Consider the following 24,055-nt stretch of genomic DNA (forward strand, 5'->3'; position numbering starts at 1 on the left):
CAGGACGTTTGACGGCGTCCGATCTTATGGAAACACTGTCCCTTCCAGGGAAACGCAACGGGAGTGCCGGAGGTGGGTGTGCCGACCGTGATCGTTGTGGGCGCAGGGCCGGGTGGCCTGGCCTGTGCCATCGCCGCCGCCGACGCGGGCGGCACCGTGCTGCTGTTGGAGAAGGCGCCGGACGTCGGGGGCGCCCTGCCGTACTCGGGTGGGCACCTGTCCGCCGGCGGCTTCTCTCTGCAGCATGAGCGGGGCATCAGCGACGACCCCGAGCGGCACTTCGACGACGTCTGGCGGATCAGCCGGGGCGCCGCCCGGGCCGACCTGACCCGGCTGACGCTGCGCGAACAGCCGGCGGTCCTGGAGTGGCTGCTCGCCGCCGGGCTCACCGTCGATCCGGGTACGCCCCGCATCGTGTACGGGCACGAGCCGTACCGCACGCCGCGGACCGTCCACGCCACCACCGTCCCCGGCGGTCCGGCCATTCTGGGCGTGCTGCGCCCGATGCTCGACGCGCATCGGGCCGCCGGCCGCATCGACCTGCGCTGCGAGGTGCGCGTCACCGAGCTGCTGACCGAGGGCGGCACGGTGGTCGGGGTGGCCACCGCCGACGGCGCGCGGTGGCGGGCACCCGCCGTCGTGCTCGCCACCGGCGGATTCGGGTACGCGCCGGAGCTGTTCGCCGAGCTGGAGGGCGCGCCGCTGACCACCTCGGCGGCGCCCACCTCGACCGGCGACGGCCTGCTTATGGGCCGGTCGGTCGGCGCCGGCCTGCAGGGCCTGGGCCGCTACATCCCCACCTTCGGCGGGCTGCCCCCGGTCGACGGCGACCTTCGGGTCGACTGGGCGCACCGGCCGCACCTGGTGGCGCCGGAGCGGCCACCCTGGGAGATCTACGTCGACCGCGCCGGAAGTCGCTGGATCGCCGAGGATGAGCCCAGCATCGACCACAAGGAGCGGGTGCTGACCACTGTCGACCGGATGACCTTCTGGACGGTCTTCGACGCCCATGCCCTACGCGAGTCGTACCCGATGGTGCACGGCTGGAGCGCGGCCGAGCTGGACGCCCAGTGCGGCCGGCGCCGCGGCGTGCACCGGGCGTCCGGGCTGGCGGAGCTCGCCGGGCTGGCCGGCATCGACCCGGCGGGGCTGTCGGCCACGGTGGCGCGCTACAACGGTTTCGTCGCCGACGGCCGGGATGCCGACTTCGGCCGAACGTACCTGCCGGCGCCGATCGTCGAGCCGCCGTTCTACGCGCTGGAGAACCATCCGGTCACCCTGATCACGTTCGCCGGCCTGGACGTGGACGAGCTGCTGCGGGTCCGCCGTGCGGACGGCACGACGATCCCCGGTCTGTACGCCGTCGGTGAGGTGATCGGCTCCGCCGCTGTCAATGGCAACGCGTTCTGCTCCGGCATGTGCCTGACGCCGGCCATGGCCTTCGGTCGGCTGGTCGGGCGTCGGCTTGCGGGGACCTCCGGCTGAGCCGGTATCGGCCGGCCCGTCCAGAGCGGACAGAGCTTCCGGGCCGAGTCAGTGTGCGAAGGCGAAGCCCTCCGCGCGCAGCTTGCCGGAGCTGATCGGCACGAACGGGGTTCTGATCTCACCCCGGTAGGTCAGCGCGGGCCAGCCCCCGGCGGCGCAGAGCTCGTCGAGGACGGCCTGGTTGGTCTGCGGCACGACCGCGTCCGGTACCGCGTTGAACACGCCCGTGAGGTCGCGGGTCACCACGAAGTCGAGCGCGGCGGCGGCGTCGCGGTAGTCGATGCGGTAGTGCAGGGCCTCGGCCGAGAACGGCACGCTGCCGCCGAGCATCTCGTGGGCCAGCTTCACCCGGGTCGGATAGTCGAGGTCGCGCGGATGCCCGTACACGTCGGGGATCCGCAGCGCGGCACCGCGCGGGGCGGCCAGCACGGCGGCCTCGGCGGCGGCGAAGTTGCGGGGGGAGGCGTCCGGGTCGTCGGTGACCGGGGTTGCCTCGTCGACCAGCGCGCCCTGGCCGGCACCGTAGACCGACACCGAACTGGTGAAGACCACCCGGGGATGCACGGTGGCGGCGGTGCGCGCGGACGCGGTGAGCGTGTCGGCGTACTCGGCGATGCGCTGGTCGGCGTCGAAGGCTCGGGCGATGCGCGGGCTCACGGTGAGCACGACCGCGTCGGCGTCGTGAGTGACCCGCTCGACGGCGGGACGGTCGCTGCCACGGAGGACCGCCACCTCGGTGCAGACGGGGGCCAGCTCGGGCACCCGGTCGGGGGAGGTGGTCGTGCCGATCACCTGGTGGCCGGCCGAGACCCAACGACGGGCCAGCTCCATGCCGACGTTGCCGCACCCGATGATCACGTAACGCACCTGGACCTCCTCATGGAAACGCCGTTTCCACACTCTGCCCCATCTCGGGCCCCCTGCCAAGGCCGTGCCGCCGAACCCGCCCGTCGGCGCTGCGCTGGCCCGGGGAATCGATCACATCGGCCGGCGTCAAATCGCCTGTCGGGCTATTGACAGGAGGGTCGGCCGGCTGCCTTTATGAACCTATCCAATTTTGGAAACTGCTGTTTCCACTAGCGAAACAGCAGCCAGGGGTGCACCGTTCCCCACAGGAAGGAGAGCGGGACCGCAATGGGATTGCTCAGAACTATGGCAACAGCGGTGGGCGTAGCGGCGTTGGCCGCCGCCGCGACCGCGGTCTGCGTGTCCCCCGCGCAGGCGTACGGCCCCACCCCGGGCAACCTGGGATGCCGGCTGTACTTCAACGACGCCGGTACCGGCAGCTCGCCGACGAACTGGGCCGACTCGTTCGGGCTCACTCAGACGCCGGCGACGCCGAGCCCGGGTCAGACCGTGACGGTGACCTTCACCGCTGCGGCCGGTCCGAACAACGGCCCGGTCGCGATCAACCCCGGTGACGTGCCGATCGTCGTGGAGGCGGCGCTGGGTGGCTCGCAGAGCGGCCCGGTCACCCTCCAGCAGACCAACTACCCCGCCGGTCCTGTCCCCGGCAACACCCCCACCGGCCCGATCACCGCCACCGGCACCTATGTGGCCGGAGCGACCGGAGCCGCGACGCTCACCGTCAACCGGGTGATCCTCAACAACCCGATCGCCAAGACGTACTGCTCCGCCGCTGGCGACCGGGACCACAAGGCAGCGCCGGTCCCGACCTCCATCGTGGAGAGCTTCACCGTCTTCGGCGGCACGGTCTCGGTCACCTCGGTGACCGGCCAGACCGTGACCGGGGCTGCCCGGGCCGGCAACGTCATCAACTACGCGGTGACCGGTCTCGCGCCGTCCACCGCACTGACCGCAACACTGCGCGCGGCCGACGGCACCGGAACGGCCGAAGGCTCCGGCACGGGCACGACCGACGCTGCCGGCGTCGGCACCGGCACGCTCACGGTGCCCAGCGGCGCCACCACGGGAGCACGTACCGTGGCGGTCTCGGACGGGACCAACACGGTTTCCGTCCCGATCACGATTCTCGGCGCGCCGGGCATCGCGATCACCCCCAGCGGTGGCGGCTCCGGCACCGTGGTGACGGTCACCGGCACCAACTGGAACCCGGGCAGCACAGTCACGATCGGTGGTTACAAGGCGCTCACCGGCGCCCCGCCGCCGCCCGCGACGAGCGACCCGGCAACGACGGCCACGGCCGGCGCCACCGGTGGGATCAACGCCACCTTCACCGTCACGGACAGTGCCACCGCGTACATCGGCGCGCAGTCCGGCGCCCTGTTCGCGATCTCCGCGTGGACCGGGTCGGCTGACTCGTGCACCGCCAAGACCGGCTCGGCCACGACCGGCAACTGCACCCTGTCGTACAACCTGTCGGAGACCGTGACCGCCGGAAACCTGTCGATGGCTCGCGCCGCCGGCACCGGCAACATCCCGTTCTCCGGCGTCACCGTCGGCGGCAGCGTGCAGACGGCGACGGGCAACCTCTCGACCGTCACGGTTACCGACCACCGGGGCAGCACCTTCGGGTGGAGCCTCGTCGGCACGGTCACCGACTTCACCGGCACCCCGGGCGGAACCATCGCCAAGAGCAACCTGTCCTGGACGCCGGCCTGCGTCGACACCGCGGGCGCGACCAACGCGGTCACCGCGGTGGCCGGCACCCCGGGCACGGTCGACGCGGCGACGCTCTGCTCCGCACCGACCAGCGCCACCGGTACGGGCGGCAGCTTCGACGCCTCAGCCGGGCTGACCCTCTCCGTGCCGGCGAACCAGCTCGCCGGTACCTACGCCGCGACCCTCACGCTCACCCTGAGCTGAGGACCGCATCGAGGTGAGGGCGGTCGGTGCGAGCCGGCCGCCCCCACACCGACCAGTCGAAGGGTGGAACCGCGTGCGTCACCCCCTCTGGCCACGCCGCCTCCGCACCGGTGCGGCAGCCCTCGCCGCCGCAGTCGCCGCTGTCACGCTGACCGTCGTCCCGATCAGGCCGGCCGCCGCTGCGGACAACGGCGAGTGGGCCGTCGTGCCCACCCCGCCGGCCAACGCCGGGCCCACCCCCCGGCTCTACTTCTTCCTTGAGTCACCCGCCGGCCGGACCCTCACCGACTCCGTGCGGGTGATCAACCGCACCGACACCGAGCGCACCTTCACCGTGTACGGCGCTGACGCCTACAACACCGCCCGCGACGGCGGATTCGCGCTGCGCCAGCTCACCGAGAAGCAGTCGGACATCGGGGTGTGGACGGTGGTCGGCGCCGGCACAGTGGTGCTCCCGCCCAAGGCGCAGGCCGACATCCCGTTCACCATCACCATCCCGACGAACGCCAGCCCCGGCGACCACATCGGCGGCATCGTCGCGATGGAGTCCGTTCCGGGCGGGCGGAGCGAGCAGAACGGCGTCGCCGTCGCGGTGCAGCGGGCCGTCGGCGCCCGCATCTACCTGCGGGTGGCCGGGCCGGAGATGCCCGGGCTCAACCTCGCCGACCTGGACCTGACGCACCCGACGCCCTGGCTGCCCACGCCGGTCGACGGTGCCCTGGAATACACCCTGGCCAACACCGGCAACCTGCGCCTCGCCCCCACCATCACGGTCACCGCCTCCGGCATGTTCGGCCACCGGATCCACCAGCGTGGCGCCACCCCACAGCTCGACCTGGTCCCGGGCGCCGAGTCGCGGATGCGTACCCGGTTCACCGGCCTGTGGCCGGTCGACGTCGTCACCGCCACCGTGACGGCGAAGGCCGACGGCGGCGTGCTCACGGTGCGGACCACCCGTACCGTCGTCGTCTCCTGGACCGGCGTCGCCGCACTCGCCGCGCTGATCGCCGCCGCAGTCGTGGCCTGGCGCAGGCGCCGCCGCGCCCAGGTGGCCCGCCCCCGGGGCGTCTCACGCGTCCGCGCGCACGCGGAGGTCGGATGACGAGGATCGGACGCACCCTGACCGCCGTCGTGTGCGGGCTGGTCATCGGGCTGGCACTGCCCACCGGGCCGGCGTGGGCAGCCGAGGGACTGACCCTCGCCGCCCCGGCGGCGGCACCGGGCGACCGGCTCGGGGTGAACGGCACCGGCTGGCCCGGCGGCGCACTGGTCCAGCTCGTCACCTGCGGGCAGCTCGCCATCGGCGGTTCGGCCTCCTGCGACACACGTGCCGCCCTGGCCGTTCCGGTGCGCCCGGACGGCACCTTCGCGGTGCAACTCGTGCTCGGCACCCCGCCGGTGCCCTGCCCGTGCGTCGTGCACGCCACGCTCGTCGGCGGCACCGCGCGCGGCCAGGTCGACGCGCCGCTGGAACTCACCGGGCACACCATGGGGGAGACCCCCACCGTCTCGGCCGCCCCGGTCCGCCTCGACCTGGTCGAGGCGAGGATCGCCGGCCGACCGGGCTGGCGGAGCCTCTTCGGCGCCGCCGCGACCCGGACCCTCGTCTACACAGTGCACAACCCCGGGCCGCACCCGCTGCCCAACCCGCCCCTCAACGTCCGGATCGGCCGGGACGGCGGCGGCGACCGGGTCAGCACGCCCGGCACCGGCAGCATCCGGCCGGGCGAGACACGCACCTACCGGATACCCGTCACCACCCCGTTCGCCGCGTTCGGCCGGTACACCGTGCAGGCCGACCTGGGCGGGTTCGGCCCGGCCGAGACGACGCTCCGGACGTACCCATGGGGCCTGTTCCTGGTGCACCTGCTCGGCGGGACGCTGATCATCGTGGGCATCGCCCGCCGCATCGCCAACCGCCGCGACCGCCCGCCGCTGCCCGCGATGGCCGCCGCACCGACCGGCACGCTGCTGCCGTCCGTCGTGCGGGTCGGCTCACTCGGGGCGTACCTCGTCTTCGACGACGCTCCCGGCGCCGGCCGGCTACGTCGACGGGCCAACGCCCACCTGAGCGTCGCCGCGCTGCGGGACCTGCTCGGCGACACCGGGCTGCCGAACGGATCCGGCACCGAGGCCGCCGGCACCGCGGTCATCGACCTCACCGCCCTCGACGCGGTGCTCGCCGCCCGCCCAGGCACGGCCACGCCGGCCGGAGCACGCGCCGGCAACCAGAGCGCCGCCGCCGTGATCGATCTGGCCGCGCTCGACACCTACCTCGGGAGCCCTCGATGAGTCGCGACCCTGGCACCCACACCACCGGCTGGGACCGGGCCCTGACGGTACGGGCGGCCGTCGCCACCGTCGCCGCGCTGCTCGCCTTCGTCGGCTGCGGCGCGGTGCTGCCCGGAGTGGGCGGCGCCGACGGCACCGGCGTCGGACCCGGCGTCACCGCCGACGCGGTAACCGTCGTGTTCGTCGGCACCGACCTGACCAGGACGGCGAACCTGACCGGGTTCAACACCGCCTCGGCCGGCGACCCGGTACGCCAGATGCGGGCGCTGGAAAGCCACGTTAACGCCAACGGCGGCATCGCCGGCCGGCGGATGCGAGCGGTCTTCCGCAACTACGAGGCGAGCGACGACTCACCGGCCGCCGAGGAGAAGCTCTGCAACCAGATCACCCAGGACGACCGCGCGTTCGCGGTCGTGCTCACCGGCCAGTTGCAGGCCAACGCCCGCCCCTGCTACGCACAGCGGCACACCCTGGTGCTCGACGCCACCCTGATCACCATCGACCAGGCGACGAACGAGCGCCTCGCGCCATACCTGTTCGCCCCGGCCTATCCCGCGTACGACGACTTCGTGCGCGCGTACCTGCCGGCGCTGGCCGCGCAGGGCTTCTTCGACGGTGCTCGGCAGGCGGGCATCGTCGCGGTCGACGCACCGGCCAACCGCGCGATGTACGAGCAGCACGTGGTGCCGTACCTGAAGCAGCGGGAAATCACCCCGACCGTGGCCTGGATCGACTCCACGGACCTGGGCACCCTCAACACGGGGCTCAACCAGGCCGCCGTCGACCTGCGGGCCAAGCGCGTCGAGCGGGTCTTCTTCCTCGGCGGGACCCGGCTGGCCTCCTTCTTCCTCACCTCCGCGTCCGCCCAGGGCTTCACCGCCCGGTACGGCATCTCCAGCTACGACAATCCCAGCTTCCTGATCGGCAACCCGGACATCATTCCGCGCGAGGCACTGACCGGGGCGGTGGGCATCGGCTTCAACCCCAGCCAGGACGTCGCCGACCGGGAGTACGCCTTCCCCGCCACCGACCCCGAACGAGCGTGCCTGGGCATCTTCGCCGCAGCGGGGGAGTCGTTCGGCACCCGCGAGAACGCCCGCGTGGCCTTCCCGTACTGCGACGCGGTCCTGCTGCTGCAGACCGGCGCGAAGGACCTCGGCGCGGACCTCAACGCGCACCGGTGGCTCGCGGCCGTGGGCAGGCTCGACACGCAGTTCCAGCCGGCCACCGGATTCTCCGGGCGGCTCGGCCCGGACCGGTTCGCCGCCTCGAACGGCTACCGGGCGTTCGGCTACGACAGCAGCTGCGCCTGCTTCACCTACCGCGGGGAGGACGTGTCCTTTGCGACCCGATGACAACACCCGCCGGAGCGTCCCGCCGGGCACCGCCCGCGACGGTGCGAGGGCCTGGCGTTCCCGCAGCGCGGGCTGGGGAGCGGGTACGGCCAGCGGCTTGCTGACCGGGGTGCCGCTGCTCGGCGCCGCGGGACTCGCCCGGGGTCTCGATGTCGACCTGACCAGCGTGCTGACCGCGGTGATCGCCGCCGCGGTGGTCGGCGCGGCCGCGACCGTCGCGGTCGTGCAGCGGGTACCGCACCGCCATTCGGTACGCGCCGCGCTGCTCGCCGGCGCCGGGCTGGGCGCCGCGCTGCTGCTGGTGGTCAACGTCGCCGCCCCGGTGCCGGGGCTGCTCGCGCTCACCGCGCTCGGACTGCCCTGGGCGGTCCTGGTGGTGTCCGGCCGCGCGATCGCCGTCGCGACGGCCGCCCTGCGGTACTGGCACGTGGGGCTGCTGAACGGGCTCGGCCTGGCCGCGCTGCTCGCCAGCGGCACCGGCGGCGGATCCGGGTACCACTGGGCGGCGGCGGGCGTCCTCGCGGCGCTCGGCGTGCTGGCCGGGGCGACCGCCGAGCAACTGCCGGGCGATGCCGGCTGGCCACCGGCCCTACGCACCCTGTTCGACAACGCCACCCGCCCAACCACCGCGCGTACCGCCGTGCTGGCCCAGGCCGGCCTCGGCATGATCGTGCCCGGCGCGCTGATCTTCGCCGTCGACGTGCTGCGCACCGGGTTCGGCCTCGGTCCGCGCGGCGCCGTCGGAGTCATCGGCGACGCGCTGCTCGCCGGGGCCGCGCTTGCGGTGCTCCTGCGCGGGGAGCGGGCGCTGCGCCTCGCCGTCGCCGCAGCCCCGGCCGGGTTGCTCGTCGCCGCCGGTGCCCTGTCCGTCGGGGCCACGGTCGGCGTCGTGCTGTTCGCATCCGGCCTGGCCGTCGCCGTCGGTGCGCTGGTCGCGCTCGCCGTCTCGGGCGAACGCATCGCCGCCGAGGTGCTCCACCCCGACGCCGGCCCCGCGTTCGTGGCGGCGACATCGGTGCTGTCCCTGGCCGGTGGCCTGGGCGGCGCCGGCCTGCTCGCCCTGCTCAACACCCGGTACGGCGCCGGTCCGGCGTTGGCGGTGGCCGCGGCGGCGGTGCTGGTCGGCGCCGGCTACGCCCGACGGCTCCGGCGCACCGCCGCCGCCGACGCCGAACGGTTGGCCCGGGTGCTCGCCGACGAGGCGGAGGTCGCCCGGCTACGGCACAGCGGCGCACGTCCGGCCGCTCTCTCCTGCTCCGGCATCGACGCGGCGTACGGTCCGGTCCAGGTGCTCTACGACGCGGCAGTACGCGTCGGCGACGGCGAGATGGTGGCGATCTGCGGCCCGAACGGGGTCGGCAAGACCACGTTCCTGCGGGTGCTCTCCGGCCTGCACCGCCCCGCAGCCGGGGTGGTCCGGCTCGGCGGGGTCGACGTGACCGCGCTGACCGCGCCCCGCCGGATCGAGCTCGGCATGTCCACCGTGGTCGGTCAGGCGGTGTTCGGCTCGCTCACCGTCACCGAGAACCTGCGCATGCACGGCTACGCGCTGGGCCGGCGCAGCGACGCGGTGCACCGGGGGGTCGACGCGTCGTTCGCCGTCTTTCCCCGCCTCTACGAGCGGCGCGACCAGGTCGCCGCCACCCTGTCGGGCGGTGAGCGGCAACTGCTCGTGCTCGCCAAGACGCTGATCCAGCGCCCCCGGATGCTGCTGGTCGACGAGTTGTCGCTCGGCCTGGCCCCGGTCGTCGTCGGCGGCCTGCTGGAGATGCTGCGCCGACTCAACGCGCTGGGCACCTCGGTGCTGGTGGTGGAGCAGTCCGTCAATGTGGCGCTGTCGCTGGCCGACCGGATCTACTTCATGGAGAAGGGTGCGATGGTCGCCGAGCACACCGCGGGCGAGCTGGCCGGTCAGCCGGACCTGGTCCGGGCCCTGATGCTCGGCGGCCACGCGCCGGCCGAGGACACCGAGCCCGCGCCCCAGGCGCAGGACACCGAGCCCGCGCCCCAGGCGCAGGACGCGCCCACGTCGGAAGCCACCCCGGTGGACGGGGCGGTGATCCGATGATCGGCGGTTTCGACGTCGGCCCGGACCGCATCGTGCTGGGCCTGTTCACCGGCCTCACGTACGGGCTGCTGGCGGTCGGGCTGGTGCTGGTCTACCGGTCCAGCCGGTTCGTCAACTTCGCACACGGCGCGGTCGGGGTGTTCGGCGCCGCCGTGCTCGGCCGGCTGGTCGGTGACGGGGTGCTGCCGTACTGGCTCGCCCTGCCGGTCGGGATGCTCGCCGCCGCCGCGGTCTCCGGCGCGATCGAGCTGAGTGTGGTCCGCCGGCTGCGGCACCGGCCCCGGGTGATCGGCATGATCGCCACCCTCGGGCTGTCCCAGTTCGTGCTCGTGCTCGCCCTGCTGGTGAACAGCTCGGGGGCCAGCGGCCCGGCGTTCCCGGCGCCGCCCGGCATGCCGTCGTTCACCATCGGCAACACCCCGGTCGGCCCGGCGTTCACCGCGATGCTGCTGCTCACTCCGGTGCTGCTGGTCGGGCTCGCCATGTTTCTCAAGCGCAGCCGGTTCGGGCTGGCGATTCGGGCCGCCGCCGACGCCCCCGACGCGGCCACCCTCAACGGCGTCACCGCGGCCCGGATGGCGACCCTCGCCTGGTCGATCGCCGGTGCCGTGGCCGCCTTCTCGGCGATCCTCATGGCGCCGACCCAGGGCACCCAGTCGATTGAGTCGCTCGGCCCGGCCCTGCTGGTGCGGGGCCTCGCCGGCGCGGTGATCGCCCGGTTCTCCTCCGTCCCGATCGCGTTCGGCGCCTCGCTGGGCATCGGGGTGGGCGAGCAGATCCTGCTGTCCGGTCAGTCCAGCGGCGGCCTCGTCGAGCTGGCCCTGGTCGCGGTCATCCTGGTCGCGCTGCTGGCCCAGCCGGTCCGCGCGCGCCGCGACGGCGAGGACGGCGGCTGGGGCCGGATCGGTGCGCCGCCGCTGCCCGCCGCCTACCAGCGGATCTGGCTGCTGCGCAACCTGGGCCGGGTCGTCGCCGGGGTGGGCTTCGCCGTCGCCGCCGTGCTGGCCTTCGTGATCAGCAATGAGACCGCCTCGGTGCTCATCGCCATCATCGGCTTCACCCTGGTCGGCCTGTCGATCGGGCTGGTCACCGGTGTGGCCGGCGAGCTGTCCCTGGGCCAGTTCGCGTTCGCCGGCATCGGCGCCGCGGTGTCGGTGCAGGTCTCCGTGCGGACCGGCAACCTGTTCCTGGGGATCCTCGCCGGCTGCGCGGCGGCGGCGCTGGCCGCAGTCGCGGTCGGCGTGCCGGCGCTGCGCCTGCGCGGGCTCGCCCTCGCCGTCACCACGCTCGCCTTCGCGCTGGCCACCAGCACGTTCCTGCTGCGGCAGGGTTGGCTGCTCGGCGATGGCGCGCAGGTGCCCAAGCCGCGCATCCTCGGCCACACCTTCGACCTGGCCACCGACTACTACCTGTTCGCGCTGGTGGTGCTGCTGCTGGGCCTGTGGGTCACCGCCAACCTGCGCGCCGGTGCCTTCGGGCGGATCCTGGTGGCGCTACGTGACAACGCCGACGCCGCCCGCGCGTTCACCGTCGCGGTGCCGGTGCGGGTCCTGCAGGCGTACGCGGTCGCGGGCGCGCTCGCCGGTCTCGGCGGGGCGGTGATCGGCCACGGGCAGAGCCAGCTCACCGTGAACACGTTCCCGGCGTCGGCCAGCATCGACGTCGTCGCCACAGTGGTGGTCGGCGGGATCACGCTGCTGGGCGGCCCGCTGCTCGGGGCGTTCCTGATCGTCGGCGTACCCGGATTCCTGGAACTGGACATCATCGGCCAGGCCGCGCTGACCCTGGTCTGGCTGGTCGTGGTGATCGCGCTGCCGGCCGGACTCGGCGGGCCGGTGCTGTGGCTGCGTGACCGGATCGCCGCGCTGATCGCCCGGGGCCGCGACGCACCGACGCCGTCCGCCACCGAGGAGATGGGCGGGCCGGCGCAGGCCGCCGGCTCCGGTGGCCCGATCACGCTGCCGCCGCGCACCGTCCCGCTGCGACCGGCGGCGACCGGCGAGCCGCTGCTCTCGGTGCGGGAGGTGGCCCGCTCCTTCGGCGGCGTGCGGGCCGTCGCCGGGGCCAGCCTGGACGTCGCCGCCGGCGAGGTGGTCGGCATCATCGGCCCGAACGGCGCCGGCAAGACCACCCTGTTCGAAATCATCGCCGGCTTCACCCGCCCCGACCGGGGCGCGGTCCTGTTCGCCGGCCGCCCGGTCACCGGGCTGTCGCCGCAGCGGCGGGCCGGTCTCGGGCTGGTGCGCTCGTTCCAGGACGCCCGGCTCTTCGCCACCATGACCGTGCTGGAGACCGTCATGGTGGCCGGTGAACGCACCGCACCGACCAGCCTCGTCGCCGCGGCTCTTGGTGCCACCGGGCCGGACCAGGCCAAACGCCGCCGGGCCGAGGAACTCGTCACGCTGATGGGCCTGGCCCCGCTCGCCGATCGGTTGGTCGGGGAACTGTCCACCGGCACCCGCCGGATCGTCGAGATCACCTGCCTGCTGGCGCTGGAGCCAGCGCTGCTGCTGCTCGACGAGCCCTCATCAGGAGTGTCCCAGACCGACGGCGTCGCGCTGGGCGAGGTGCTGCGCCGGATCCACGACGAACTCGGGGTCACCATGGTCATCATCGAGCACGACCTGCCGCTGCTCGCCCGGCTCGCCGACCGCCTGGTCGCGATGGACGGCGGCCGGGTCATCGCCGACGGCACCCCGCAGGAGGTCCGCGCTCACCCCGACGTGGTCCGCTCCTACCTCGGCACCGACCACGCCGCCGTCAACCGCTCCGGCGTGCCCGCTCAACGTACGACGGTGCCGTCGTGAGCCCGCTCCGCGTCGCCCCGCCACTTGCCCGTGCCGGCCTGCGCCGAACCTGTCAGGAGATCGCCGTGCGAACCTTCCGCCGCCGGGCGCTCGCGCTCGCCGCCCTGCTCGCCACCAGCAGTGGCCTCGCCGTCGTGGCAGCACCCCCGGCCGCGTTCGCCGCGCCGGCCCTCACCGTCAGCGTGACCACCGGGCTGACGGACAAGCAGCAGGTCATCGTCAACGGTTCGGGTTTCGCCCCGAACCTGAAGCAGATCGCCGTCGGTCAGTGCGTCGCCGGCTTCAAGGGCCCGACCGACTGCAATCTGTCCGGCGGCGCCGCGTTCGTCAACGCCGACGGCAGCGGGAAGCTGCCCACGGTCACCCTGAAGCTGGCCCAGAAATTCGGCGCGTTCGACTGCACCAAGCGCGAGTGCGTGGTCGCGGCGCAGATCCTGCCCACGAGCGGCAACGCCGACCAGGTCGAGGCCAACAAGGTCTCGGTGACGTTGACGTTCGGCAAGAAGCCGGCGCAGAAGCCCGCACCGGCAACCCCGTCCGCAACCCCAGCCGCGCCGGCGGCACCCTCGGCCACGCCGGCCGCCACCACCTCACCCCCGACCGGGCCGGCGGGCGCCGCCGGCACATCGGCCCCGACGCTGGTCAACGCCAACCGGGTGAACGCCGGCCCGGACCGGTACGCCGTCACCGTGCTGGTCGGCTCCGGCCTGCTGTTGCTCTGCATCGGCCTGCTCGTGCTGATGCCCTACCGGAACCGGAGGTCCTCATGACCCGACGTCGTTTCCCCGTCCGGCTGGCAGCGCCCGCGCTCGTCCTGGCGCCGCTGCTGCTGACGATCCCGGCGGCGGTCCCCGCCCGGGCGGCGCCACCGGCCGCGGCGATCGGTCCCACCGCCGCGACGCTGGGCTGCCGGCTCTACTTCAACGACGCCGGTACCGGCAGCTCGCCGACGATCTGGCAGGACACCTTCACCCTGACCCAGTCGCCGGCCGAGCCGAAGGTCGGCGACACGGTGACCGTCACACTCACCGCGCCCACCGGCCCCGACAACGGGCCGGTGGGGTTGAACGCCGGTGACGTTCCGGTGAACGTCACGTTGGCCCTGGGCGGCTCGCTCTCCGGCAGCGCGACGCTGCGGATGTCCTCTTACCCCGCGCGGGCCGTCGCCCCGACGGAACCGCTCGGCCCGATCACGGCGACCGGCACCTACTTCGCCGCCGCCGCCGGGGCGGCGACGCTCACCGTCGGGCGGGTCACCTTCGCCAACGCCTCGGCCACGACGCACTGCTCGGCGGCCGGCGACCGCGACCACAAGGCCGCACCGGTGCCGACGTCCATCGTGGAGAGCTTCACCGTCGGCGGTACCGGCACCGCGACCCCACCGCCGCGCCCGTCGGCCTCCGCAACGCCGCCGCCCTCCGCGAAACCGTCGCCGTCGCTCCCGCCGTCCGCGACGGACGACCCGCCGCCGACGGCAACCGACGAGGTCGACACGCCGGCCCAACCCTTCGGCCCGAAAAGCGTCAAGCTGAACTGCAAGACGCTGAGCAGCCTCTCGACGTGGACCGCCACGCACACGTTGAGCATGTCGCCCAGCAACCCCGGTCGGGGTGCCAAGGTGACGGTGAGCCTGAAGTTCTCAGCCGGCCCGAAGAGCGGACCGGTGCCGGTCGGCGCCGGTGACCTGGTGCCCAAGGCGACCGTCAAGGTCGGCGGGGTGGGCAGCGGCACGGTCAACCTGACGGGCCCGGCGTACGGCGCGATCGACGCCAACGCGATCCTGCCCGGCGCGACGCTGACCGGGACCTACACCACCTCGCAGGCGGGCCTGGTCAGTCTGACGGTCACCAACGTCGTCTTCGATCACCCGCAGGTCGACACCGAGTGCAACGCCGGCGCCGACCCGGTCACCGGCCCGAAGGAGACGTCGATCGTCGCCAAGTTCACGGTGAAGTCGCGGGCCGCGACCGACGACGAGGGCGAAGGCGGTGGCGGTGGCAACGGCGACGGTGGTGGGTCGCTGCCGACCACGGGCGAGGGGGGCGTGACGACTCTGATACTGCTCTGGTCGAGCGCGGCGCTCCTGCTCGGTGTCGGTCTGGTCGTGGTGCTGCCGAGGCGTCGCCGTCTGCTGCGCAGCTGAACCGGCGAACGGCGCGGGCCGGGGATGCTGCCCCGGCCCGCGCCGCTTGCGTTCGCCGACAGCGCCGTGTCAGTACTCGCGCAGCAGGGAACCGGCGCCGTACACCTTGTCGGTGATCCCGTTCTCGCGCAGCGCCATCCACCAGGTCGCCGCGTTGATGGCGATCACCGGCTTGCCGAGCCAGCGCTCGGCCTCGTCGGCCAGCCCGACCATCGACAGGTTGGTGCCGCACTGGACCAGGGCGTCCACATCCGGGCCGTCCACGGCCAGCAGCGCCCGGCGCAACTCGTCCTCCGGAACGTGGGCGATGGAGACCGCGGTCGGGCACTTGAGCCCCTCGATCGCGGCCACCTCGAAGCCGATCTCGGAGAAGAACTGCACGACGTTCGTGTCGCCGATCGGTTGGTACGGTGTGACCACGCCGATGCGGCGTGCGCCGTAGAGGCGCAGTGCCCGCTCACACGCCTCCGCGCCGGTTGCCACCTCCAGCCCGGTGATCGCCTTGATCTGGGCGACGAACTGCCGGTTGCCCTCGACGCCGCCCCAGAACGTCTCGGCGGACATGCCCATCACCATGTAGTCGGGCTCGCAGGTCAGCACCCGCTCGCAGGCCCCGCCGATCTCGTCGCGGATCTGGGTCAGGAGGTTCTCGAAGTTGCCGTCGCTGGAGAGGTCCTGGTCGCGGATGTGGATCCGGGAGAAGTGCGCGGTCACCCCGGGCACTGTCATCCGGTAGAAGTCCGGCTCCACGATGGTGTTGGTCGACGGGGCGATGACGCCGAACTTGCGGCGCCAGCCGAGCGCGTCGGTCATGAGCGGACGGCTCCTTCCTGGGCGGGGGTCGGGTGGGACGTGGTCGAGGCCCGGCTGTGAGCGCGCACGGTCAGCCACGCCGCGGCCAGCAGCGCCGCCTGTCCGAGGGTGTTGGTGCCCTGCTCCACCCACTGCATGGCCAGGGTTTCGTGATCCGGGTGGTTGCGCAGCGGCACCAGCAGCAGCACGCAGGCCAGCCCGGCGACGTAGAGCGCCACCGCGCCCCAGGCACGCCGCCGGCCGGCGATGATCGCGGCCAGGACGCTGACGGTGGTCACGCCCGTGGTGGCGAGGGCGAAGATGGGGGCGAAGATGGCGTACGCGGCAGCCACGCCGGCGGTCACGGCCAGCACGGCGGCGAACGGCCACCACGGCACGCTACGCCCGCGCAGCGCGCTCGCCAGGCCCCAGATCAGCCCGACCGCGCCGACCGCCATCAGCGGGAACAGCGCCGCCTCCAGCCAGGGCAGGTCGATCGAGAATCCGGCCAGCAGCAGCTTCCAGGTCGACTTGGCCAGGCCGCCGAGGCCGATCAGGACGGCGCTGACGCGGGCGACCGGGCCCACCCGCGGCACGACCCGGGCGGCCACGCTGGCCAGGATCCAGAACCCGACCAGCGCCAGGCCGGTCGGCACGAAGTCCTCCAGCGCGAGGACGACTGTGTAGTCGCTGCCGTTCACGACAGGTGCTCGCGCCGGGTCACCGCGGGCCCGCCGACGGGCTCGCCGAAGAGGTCGCGCTTGCGGAAGGCGGCGACGGCGAACCGAGCGGCGGCCTTGCGGCTGGTCAGCCAGGCGGCCCGGCTGCCGTTGCGGCCCCCGGCGAGGACCCGGTCGGCCAGCCACGGGGTGACCGTCTCGACCCGATCACCGAGGATGTTGAAGACCTTCTTGGCCTTCGCCAGCTCGTCCGGCGGGTAGTCGTGGGTGAGCAGGTCGGTCACGACGATGCCGGGGGAGAGGTGGTGCACGGTGACCCGGTCGGCGACCCCGGCTGCGGCGAGCTCCTTGGCCAGCCCGTCGGTCAGGTAGGTGACCGCGCGCTTCGATGCCCCGTAGCCGGTCAGCCCCGGCCGGGCCTGGCCGTTGGAGCCGAAGCCCTCCATGTTCCACAGCGCGCCGCGGCCCTGCTCGATCATCGCGGCGAGCACCACCGCGCTGGCCCGGGCCACCCCGCCGAGGTTCGCCGCGAGCACTCCGTCCAGCTCTGCCGGCGGCAGCTCCCACAGTGGGCGGCGGGCATGGTTCGTGCCCGCGTTGTTGATCCAGATGTCGACCCCGCCGAACGCCTCGGCGGCCGTCGACCAGAGCACGGACACGTCGGCGCGGTCGGTGACGTCCGCTCGTACCCCGAGCACCTCGGCTCCGGCCGGCACGGAGGCTTCGGAACGCAGTGTGGCGAGCGCCGTTGCCACCGACTCCGCGCTGCGTCCGCAGAACGCGACCCGGGCGCCGCGGGCCAGCAGCGCGCGTACCAGGCCGGCACCGATCCCGCGGGTGCCGCCGGTCACCACCACTGCGGTCATTCGGCTGGCTCCCAGTCGAGCAGGCCGTGCAGGACGCTGTCCAGCACGTTGCCCCGGAACAGCTCGTACACCACGGCGAGGCGCCCGCCGGCGGACATGCCCGGTTCGGCGTCGATGGCGAACTCGCGGCCCTTGACCTTCCACACGTCGCCGCCGTCAGCGTGAAAGTGCCAGGACGGGTAGCTGGCCCGGCCGAAGCCCTGCGCGTTGCCCCAGGCGTCGGGGCCCTCGAAGAACAGCCGGTCACCGTCGCGGCGCTGCTCGACCACGTACCGCCGGTCCAGGCCAGCACCGGCCCAGCTGACCACCCGCCGGGTGCGCAGCAGATCGATCGGCTCCAGGTCGAGGCGCACCGCGACCTCGCCGCGCAGTTGCTGGTCGGCGCCCCACAGCTCGCAGCTGCCGGTGAACGCGCCGGCCTGCTTGGTCGGCAGGATGTACGGCACCGGACCGCGCCGCTCCTCGGCGGACAGGAACCCCGCCACCCGTTCGCGGGTGTCCGGGTTGGTGTCGTGGTCGAAGCTTCGGGTGTAGACGCCGTTGAAGCAGCCCACCACCGTCCAGCCCTGGTAGAGCATCGACGAGTAGACCTGGGTCTCGCCGTCGGGCAGCACCTGATTCCAGGTGTTCAGGTCGACCTGCCAGCCGGGGCCGTAGTAGTGCGAGTCTACAAAGGAGCCGTACGGCTGGCCGGTGCCGAAGAAGTCGGGGCCGGTGTAGACCCGGTCGGCGTCGGAGTCGATGACGCCGAAGGCGAACGGCGCGCCCAGCCGGTAGCGCCCGGCCAGCTCGCCCCCGCCGACCAGCCCGCCGTCCATGAAGTACGTGGTGACGCCGTCGGCGAAGACCGACGAGCGGCGGATCTTCTCGAAGCCCTGCCAGACGCCGGTGGCGGTGAACAGCGACGGCCGGCCGTGCCACTCGCCGGCGATCCGCTGCTGCCACTCGCTCGGTTCAGCGGCCGCCGGTGCGGGGGCCGGTGCGGTCGGTTCACCCATTGCCGATCAGCTCCGCCCGGATCCGGTCGGTCGCCGGCTCGCCGATCAGCCGGGTGACCCGGGCCCAGACCGGGTCGACGTCGGGACTGAACAGGTTGACCCGCACGGCGGTGTCCCGGGCGGCCAGGTCGGTGTCGGCCAGGCCGGCCACGACGTCGGCCGGTAGGCCGTCGGTGACCAGCGCGGACCAGTGCTCGGCATACGCGGAGACGGCGGCTCCGATCTTCCGGAACGCCTCCTCGGTGGCCCGGCTGACCAGCATCCACGGCGACATCAGCGCGTGCTGGCGCGGCCCGATGTCGGCCCGGCTCAGCCCGTCCATCGCGCTGGCCTCGGTGAAGACCGGGGTGAGCGGCTGGTACGCCGCGTCCAGGTAGGGCAGGTGGCTGCTCAGCTCGGCCCGGGGAATCAGGTCGAGGTGGTAGGCGTAGTAGTCGCCGCCGTACACCGAGTCCAGGGTGAAGTGCGGGACCGCGCTGTCGGCGGCGGTGAAGGCGAAGACCATGTGGCTGTCGAGGCGGATCATCGGAACGACCAGCCCGACGTAGACCACCTTGGCCACCGGCTGACCGGGTGCGCCCTGCCAGACCCGCAGCGCACCCACCGGGTCGGGCGACATCGGGCTGCTCAGCGGCTCGTCGATGACCGCGGTGAGCGGGTGCCGGGCGGTCAGGTGGGCCACCGCGTTCTCGCAGAGTTCCAGCGGGAGACTCATGCCTGCTCCTTCGTCGTCGCGCTGCTGGTGGGGCTCGCCTGCGCCTCGGCTCCTGCGGCGGCGTCGGCGCCCTCTTCCTCGGTGATGCGCTTGAGCCCGATCCGCTGCGCCTCCGCCACGGTCGGGTGGTCGCCCTTGGCCTTGTGCACCCAGGCGCGGGCCAGCTCCGGGTTCTCCCGGCGGGCCGGCGAGGGGATGACTGTCGCCTCCCGGCGCGGCACGTCGCCCGTGATCCGGTCGGCGTCGGAGAGCATCCAGCCTCGTTCGGCCAGCTCCTGGCGGCGTCGCCGGTAGTGCACCGCGATGAGGTCGCTCTTGACGTGCAGTTCCGCGCCGAGGTCGAACGGAAGCAGCTCGGGGCGGACGTTGTTCACCACCTCGGCGTCCTGGTAGAAGATCTTGAGGACGCGCTGTACGGCGTTGCGGTTGGCCCACGCCCCGGTGAAGAAGGTGCGCAGTGCGACCCACTTGACCAGCGTGGTCGTCTCGTCCACCGGAATGTTGGTGTCGTAGATGATCAGCTCACCGATCGACAGCCGGACGTGGAGCTTGATCATGTTGGGCAGCATCCAACCGGCCGAGGTGACCACCGGCGGGCGGTTGGCCAGGTCGGCGTTGTTGCGGTTGACCAGCGACCAGAGGCCCTTGGAGCGCGGCGGGTGCAGGCTGACCGTGGCGTACGCCGACCACTCGTCGGGGATTTCGAGCTCGTACTCGGGAACCTCGGGCTTCTGCGGGTTGCCGAATGCGCCGCCGTGCACGAAGGGCGCGTGCGCGATGTCGCAGCCGTTCTCCAGGATCCGCTCGTAGTTGGCCTTCCACAGGAACTCGCCGGTCACCGCGCGGAACTTGCCGCCGTTCTCCACCAGGTTGTCGAACTCCGGCCAGACCGGGATCGGTGGTCGCTCGGCCTCGGGCAGGTCGCCCATGAAGACCCAGACGAAGCCGTAGCGCTCCTGCACGGGGTACGAGTCGACCCGGGCCTTGTTCGGGATGCCCCGGCCGGGCTGGTTCGCCGGGATCTTCGTGCACGCCCCACCCGGCTCGAACTCCCAGCCGTGATACGGGCAGACGATGTTCTCGCCGGCCGTCGAGCCGCCGGAGAGCGCCGCGCCCCGGTGCACGCACAGGTCGGAGAGAGCCACCACGCGCCCGCGCGGGGTGCGGTAGAGGGCCAGGTACTGGCCGAGCACGGTGATCCGGGCCGGCTTGGTGGTGACCCGGTCGGAGAACTCGACCGCGTACCAGAAGTTCTTGAGCATGGTGGCTTACCTCCGACGGAACGAGGCGATCGAAGAGGTGGTGCCGAGCTGTGCCAGCAATCGGTCGAAGCCGTCGGCCGGTTCGCCGCGAAGGTGGACGGCGAGGAACCCGGACAGCAGGTCGACCAGGAGCGCGCGGGTGGCTTCCGGCTCGGCGGTCGCCTCCTCGTCGAGGAAGGCGCGCGCCGAGGTGGGATCGAGCGGGTGCACGATGCTGAAGTGGTTGGCGCCGGCCAGCCGCACCAGCAGGTTGGTGCCGCCCGCGTCGGGCAGCGCCTCGTCGAAGGTGCGGGTGATCGGGTCGGCGCGGGTGGACGTGTCCTCGCCGTACCGGTCGGCCGAGCCGTTGATCACGCCGTCGTGGGTGCCGGCGAGCAGCATGACCGGGCAGTCCACCTGGGCTGGCAGCACGGTGCCGGCCGGCCAACCGAGCATGGTCGCCACCATGGTGTGCGCCCCGTAGCTGGCAACCGCACGGACCTCGGGCAGGAACCGCGCCGACTGCAGCGCGACCGTACCGCCGGCCGAGTGACCCACCAGCGCCACCCGGTCGAGGTCGAGCAACCCGTCGAGCGGCCCGGTGAGCTGCGCCAGCGCGTCGAGCACCGGGCGCAGCGAGGGGCTGGTCGGTCGGCTGCCGTAGCCGTCCGGTCGGGCCGCGTCCAGGTCGACGCCGGGAGTGATCCCGTGCAGGCCGGCGAAGAGCACTCCGACCCAGTCGTAGGTCACCGCGACGACGCCCCGGGCGGCCAGTTCCATTGCCAGCCAGCGGTAGGCGTCCTGCCCGACGTTGACGCCGGAGACCAGCAGGGCCACCGGGTACGGGGCACCGGCCGGGTCGGCCGCGAGGACCCCGCTGAGCCGCTCGGCGTCCGAGCCGGTGGGCCGGGCCGGGTAGTAGACCCGCAGGTGCGCGGTGTCGAACGGTGCCGGCGCGCCGGGGACGCGTACGGCCCACCAGACCGACCGGACACCGCCTTCCTGGCCACCGCTCATGCCGACGGCCGGGGGAGTTCGCGGTCGCCGCCCCAGAGCGCGCGGACGAGTTGGTTGGTGGTCTCCTCGCCGAAGTAGCGCACGCCCATCACGTTCGCCGGGTCGCGGTCGGCGATATTGCGGCGGATCCGCAGATCGGTCTCGGCGAGCGCGGCCCGCTCCTCGGCCGGCACCGGTTCGGCCTCGTCGACCCAGCGCAGCCAGCGGTCGACGTGGGCGTGGGTCACCTGGCTGACCTTCTCGATGTTCTCCGGGCTGCGGTCGAAGGAGTAGCAGTATGCCGTCGGTGACAGGCTGGCCCGGATGAACCCGGCCCGGCTGATGAAGTAGTCGAACGCCGGGTCGTTGCGCAGTTGCAGCCACTCTTCGTTGGCCGGCTCGTAGTACCGGTCGTAGTAGTCGCCGTCCTCGACCATGTTGACCCGGGGCACCGAGTCGACGTAGAACCAGCCGCCGGGCCAGACCAGCAGGGCCAATCCCAGGTGCGGCACCCTGACCTGCGGGCCCAGCCAGCACGTCAGGTGCAGGTTGGCGAAGCTGGCACCCGGGTTGCCCAGCCAGGAGTGCACGAGCCAGTCGACCTCGGGTCCGGTGTACGCGGCGAGCGAGCCGCCCGGTCCGTTCGGGTAGTCCCCGTAGTTTTCCAGCGCCTCGGTGGACGGGTCGCGGGTCAGCGTGAACCGTGCGGTGATCTTGTCCTTCAGCTCATTCAGGAGTGCCTGGTAGCGGTGGAACGTCTCGTGGACGTCGACAGTGGGGGAGTCGTCGAGCATCTCCTCGACGTGTTTCAAGGTGTCGGCCACGGTCAGCGCCTTTCGGTAAGGGCCTGGACGAGCCGCCACGGGCGGCCGTCGACGAGGTCGGTGCGGCGGGAGACGAGCCTGTTCGCCGCCTGCGCCGGCGCCACGACGGCATGCGTGACGGGCCGGTCGGCGGCGATGTCGGTGCGCAGCGGGCTGCTGATCCGGCCGGTGAACGGCCCGGCCCAGGTGGTCCAGAGGGTGAAGTCGGCGCTGAGGGCGAAGACCGCGGCGCCGGTGCCGAGCGGCCCGGCGGCGATCACGTTGAGCCGGTTCTCCGCAGCCCGCTCCGGCAGGCCCAGCGCCAGCTCCCAGGTCTCGCGCGGGGTGAACGGCACGGCGACCACATCGGCGTCGGCGAGCGCGGCGAGCCGGAACGTCTCCGGGAAGATCGCGTCGTCGCCGACCACGATCGCCAGCCGCCCCCAGGGCAGGTCGAAGGTGCGCAGCGCGTCTCCGGGCCGCGCGGCGTCGCGGGCCGCGCCGGCCCGATGCAGTTGTGGCTGCTCGCCGAGCACGCCATCCGGGCCGATGAGCAGCCCGACCGGGCCGTCGGCGGTGCGGGCGGTGGCCACCGCGTACCCGTTGGTGCCACGCAGTGTCGGTGTCAGCGCCGCGGCCACCTCGGCCGGCCCGACGTGCGTGCCGAGGGCGTTCTCGGCGAGCACGGCGAGCAGCGCGCCCTCGGCGACCGCCTTGGCGAGCAGGTCGGCAGCCTCGCCCGGGTCCCGCGGCCGGACCACGGCGACCGGCAGGCTCGACGCGCTGGGCGGCCGACGGCGGCCGGTCGGCGCGTCCCCGAGCGGGCCGTAGAGCTCCGGCCGGCGGGCCGCGAGGATGTCGCTGCCGTCCGGGCGGTGCTTGTCGTCGGCGTGCTCTGGAGCGATGTCGGCGATGACGACGGCCTCACCGGTACGCGGCCCCTTGGCCAGCACCGTGCCGTCCGGTGCGACGATCTGCGACTCGCCGGCCCCGTGCAGCCACTGCTCCGGCACGCCCAGGCCGCGGCTCATGGCCGGCAGATGCTCGGCGGGCAGCAGCGGGCCGACCTTGTTGGCGGCGATCACCCAGGCCCGGTTCTCCGCGGCCCGCACCGGAATGTGCAGCGCGGCCTCATCGGTGGCGAACGAGTTCAGGCTGTTGAGCAGCACCTGCGCGCCGCGCAGCGTGAGCCCGCGGGTGGTCTCGGGAATGACGCCCTCCATGCAGGCATACATGCCGAGCCGGCCGATCGGGGTGTCGAGCACCGGTCCGACCTCGGTCGCCGGGTCGAGGTGGTCGTTCTCGGCACCCATCAGGACCTGCTTGTCGCAGCTGCCGAGCAGCGCCCCGTCCGGGCCGAAGAGGAAGTTGGTGCCGCCGGTGCGTCCGTCGGGATAGGCGTGCGTGACATTGACCTTGAGATACACCCGGTGCTCGGCGGCGCTCGCGGAGATCGCGGTGAGGAAATCGTCGCCCGGCCGGGTGGCCAGGGCGTGCGCCTGGGCGCGGTCGGTGTACCAGGCCAGATGGTTGCAGAACTCGGGTAGCACCACGAGCTGTGCGCCCTGTCGGGCGGCGTCGGTGACCAGGCGCAGGCAGGTGGCCAGATTGGCCCCGATGTCCTGGCCGGCCTCGAACTGTACGGCGGCAACCCTGATGGTCATTCCCGCTCCGGTTCCCCTGGCGAAACGCTGTTTCCAGAACATACACTCGGGCGACGCCGGGGAACAGGGGGAAGAACAGGTGTTTACGCACGTGGTACTCATGAAGTTCGACGATGCGGCCGATGCTGCCAAGGCGAGGTCGCTGCTGGAAGGTCTGGCCAGCTCAATTGATGAGATCGCGACGCTGACCGTCGCCCTGGACACGCTGCGGACCCCGGTCTCCTACGACCTGTGCATGATCAGCACACACACCGACGTGGACGCGTTGCGCGCCTACCAGTCCCACCCCGCCCACCTGGAGGTGGCGGGCTGGCTCAAGCCGCGCCTCGCGGCCCGCGTCGTCGTCGACTACTGACGGCAGCG

Annotated in this window: 20 protein-coding genes; 10 read left to right on the forward strand and 10 right to left on the reverse strand. The window is 72.9% G+C overall.

What is annotated here, in order from left to right:
* The first annotated feature begins 72 nt into the window (after positions 1-72).
* Complete coding sequence (locus tag KBX46_RS17980) at positions 73-1,485, forward strand: FAD-dependent oxidoreductase (protein ID WP_210793341.1); 1,413 nt, start codon at positions 73-75, stop codon at positions 1,483-1,485.
* 48 nt (positions 1,486-1,533) lie between these two features.
* Here the strand turns inward: KBX46_RS17980 and KBX46_RS17985 are convergent, their stop codons facing one another.
* Positions 1,534-2,352 (reverse strand): NAD(P)-binding domain-containing protein, encoded by an 819-nt coding sequence (locus KBX46_RS17985; protein WP_210793342.1) that lies wholly within the window; start codon positions 2,350-2,352, stop codon positions 1,534-1,536.
* A 285-nt stretch (positions 2,353-2,637) separates the two neighbouring features.
* On the opposite strand from KBX46_RS17985, the gene KBX46_RS17990 reads away from it, so the two are divergent.
* From KBX46_RS17990 to KBX46_RS18025, 8 genes are all read left to right on the forward strand, one after another.
* The gene (locus tag KBX46_RS17990) at positions 2,638-4,272 is read left to right on the forward strand and encodes a hypothetical protein (protein ID WP_210793343.1); all 1,635 of its coding nucleotides are present in this window, start codon (positions 2,638-2,640) and stop codon (positions 4,270-4,272) included.
* A gap of 73 nt (positions 4,273-4,345) precedes the next feature.
* Entirely contained in the window at positions 4,346-5,374 is a 1,029-nt protein-coding gene (locus KBX46_RS17995; RefSeq protein ID WP_172861980.1) for a WxL protein peptidoglycan domain-containing protein, read from the forward strand.
* A complete protein-coding gene (locus tag KBX46_RS18000; protein ID WP_210793344.1) occupies positions 5,371-6,564 on the forward strand; it encodes a hypothetical protein in 1,194 nt (397 codons plus the stop codon). Before KBX46_RS17995 ends, KBX46_RS18000 begins: the two co-directional genes overlap by 4 nt.
* Positions 6,561-7,919, forward strand: a complete 1,359-nt coding sequence (locus KBX46_RS18005) for a hypothetical protein (RefSeq protein ID WP_210793345.1) — start codon at positions 6,561-6,563, stop codon at positions 7,917-7,919. Before KBX46_RS18000 ends, KBX46_RS18005 begins: the two co-directional genes overlap by 4 nt.
* A complete protein-coding gene (locus KBX46_RS18010; RefSeq protein ID WP_210793346.1) occupies positions 7,906-9,987 on the forward strand; it encodes an ABC transporter ATP-binding protein in 2,082 nt (693 codons plus the stop codon). The genes KBX46_RS18005 and KBX46_RS18010 overlap by 14 nt, the downstream gene beginning before the upstream one ends.
* Positions 9,984-12,794: an ATP-binding cassette domain-containing protein gene (locus KBX46_RS18015; protein ID WP_210793347.1), complete on the forward strand. Its 2,811-nt coding sequence runs from the start codon at positions 9,984-9,986 to the stop codon at positions 12,792-12,794. Before KBX46_RS18010 ends, KBX46_RS18015 begins: the two co-directional genes overlap by 4 nt.
* Complete coding sequence (locus KBX46_RS18020) at positions 12,791-13,564, forward strand: neocarzinostatin apoprotein domain-containing protein (protein ID WP_210793348.1); 774 nt, start codon at positions 12,791-12,793, stop codon at positions 13,562-13,564. The genes KBX46_RS18015 and KBX46_RS18020 overlap by 4 nt, the downstream gene beginning before the upstream one ends.
* A complete protein-coding gene (locus KBX46_RS18025; protein WP_210793349.1) occupies positions 13,561-14,937 on the forward strand; it encodes a hypothetical protein in 1,377 nt (458 codons plus the stop codon). The genes KBX46_RS18020 and KBX46_RS18025 overlap by 4 nt, the downstream gene beginning before the upstream one ends.
* A 69-nt stretch (positions 14,938-15,006) precedes the next feature.
* On the opposite strand, the gene KBX46_RS18030 is transcribed toward KBX46_RS18025, so the two are convergent.
* The 9 genes from KBX46_RS18030 to KBX46_RS18070 are packed head-to-tail and all read right to left on the reverse strand — an operon-like array spanning position 15,007 to position 23,692.
* The gene (locus KBX46_RS18030) at positions 15,007-15,750 is read right to left on the reverse strand and encodes an arylmalonate decarboxylase (RefSeq protein WP_141908497.1); all 744 of its coding nucleotides are present in this window, start codon (positions 15,748-15,750) and stop codon (positions 15,007-15,009) included.
* Complete coding sequence (locus KBX46_RS18035; RefSeq protein ID WP_210793350.1) at positions 15,747-16,430, reverse strand: hypothetical protein; 684 nt, start codon at positions 16,428-16,430, stop codon at positions 15,747-15,749. The genes KBX46_RS18030 and KBX46_RS18035 overlap by 4 nt, the downstream gene beginning before the upstream one ends.
* Positions 16,427-17,275: an SDR family NAD(P)-dependent oxidoreductase gene (locus KBX46_RS18040; RefSeq protein WP_210793351.1), complete on the reverse strand. Its 849-nt coding sequence runs from the start codon at positions 17,273-17,275 to the stop codon at positions 16,427-16,429. The genes KBX46_RS18035 and KBX46_RS18040 overlap by 4 nt, the downstream gene beginning before the upstream one ends.
* Positions 17,272-18,273 carry a hypothetical protein gene (locus KBX46_RS18045; protein WP_210793352.1) on the reverse strand — a complete coding sequence of 334 codons (1,002 nt, stop codon included), beginning with the start codon at positions 18,271-18,273 and terminating at the stop codon, positions 17,272-17,274. Before KBX46_RS18045 ends, KBX46_RS18040 begins: the two co-directional genes overlap by 4 nt.
* Complete coding sequence (locus KBX46_RS18050) at positions 18,266-18,988, reverse strand: hypothetical protein (protein ID WP_088947003.1); 723 nt, start codon at positions 18,986-18,988, stop codon at positions 18,266-18,268. The genes KBX46_RS18045 and KBX46_RS18050 overlap by 8 nt, the downstream gene beginning before the upstream one ends.
* Positions 18,985-20,250, reverse strand: a complete 1,266-nt coding sequence (locus KBX46_RS18055) for an aromatic ring-hydroxylating dioxygenase subunit alpha (protein WP_088947004.1) — start codon at positions 20,248-20,250, stop codon at positions 18,985-18,987. The genes KBX46_RS18050 and KBX46_RS18055 overlap by 4 nt, the downstream gene beginning before the upstream one ends.
* Positions 20,251-20,256: 6 nt before the next feature.
* Entirely contained in the window at positions 20,257-21,246 is a 990-nt protein-coding gene (locus KBX46_RS18060; protein WP_210793353.1) for a dienelactone hydrolase family protein, read from the reverse strand.
* A complete protein-coding gene (locus KBX46_RS18065; protein ID WP_210793354.1) occupies positions 21,243-22,049 on the reverse strand; it encodes an oxidoreductase in 807 nt (268 codons plus the stop codon). The genes KBX46_RS18060 and KBX46_RS18065 overlap by 4 nt, the downstream gene beginning before the upstream one ends.
* A gap of 2 nt (positions 22,050-22,051) precedes the next feature.
* A complete protein-coding gene (locus tag KBX46_RS18070; RefSeq protein ID WP_210793355.1) occupies positions 22,052-23,692 on the reverse strand; it encodes a nitrilase-related carbon-nitrogen hydrolase in 1,641 nt (546 codons plus the stop codon).
* Here KBX46_RS18070 and KBX46_RS18075 point away from each other — a divergent pair.
* The gene (locus tag KBX46_RS18075) at positions 23,685-24,047 is read left to right on the forward strand and encodes a Dabb family protein (protein ID WP_255509111.1); all 363 of its coding nucleotides are present in this window, start codon (positions 23,685-23,687) and stop codon (positions 24,045-24,047) included. The genes KBX46_RS18070 and KBX46_RS18075 overlap by 8 nt on opposite strands.
* Positions 24,048-24,055: the final 8 nt, after the last annotated feature.

This window comes from Micromonospora sp. C81, from assembly GCF_018070425.1.
Lineage (GTDB): Bacteria > Actinomycetota > Actinomycetes > Mycobacteriales > Micromonosporaceae > Micromonospora > Micromonospora zamorensis.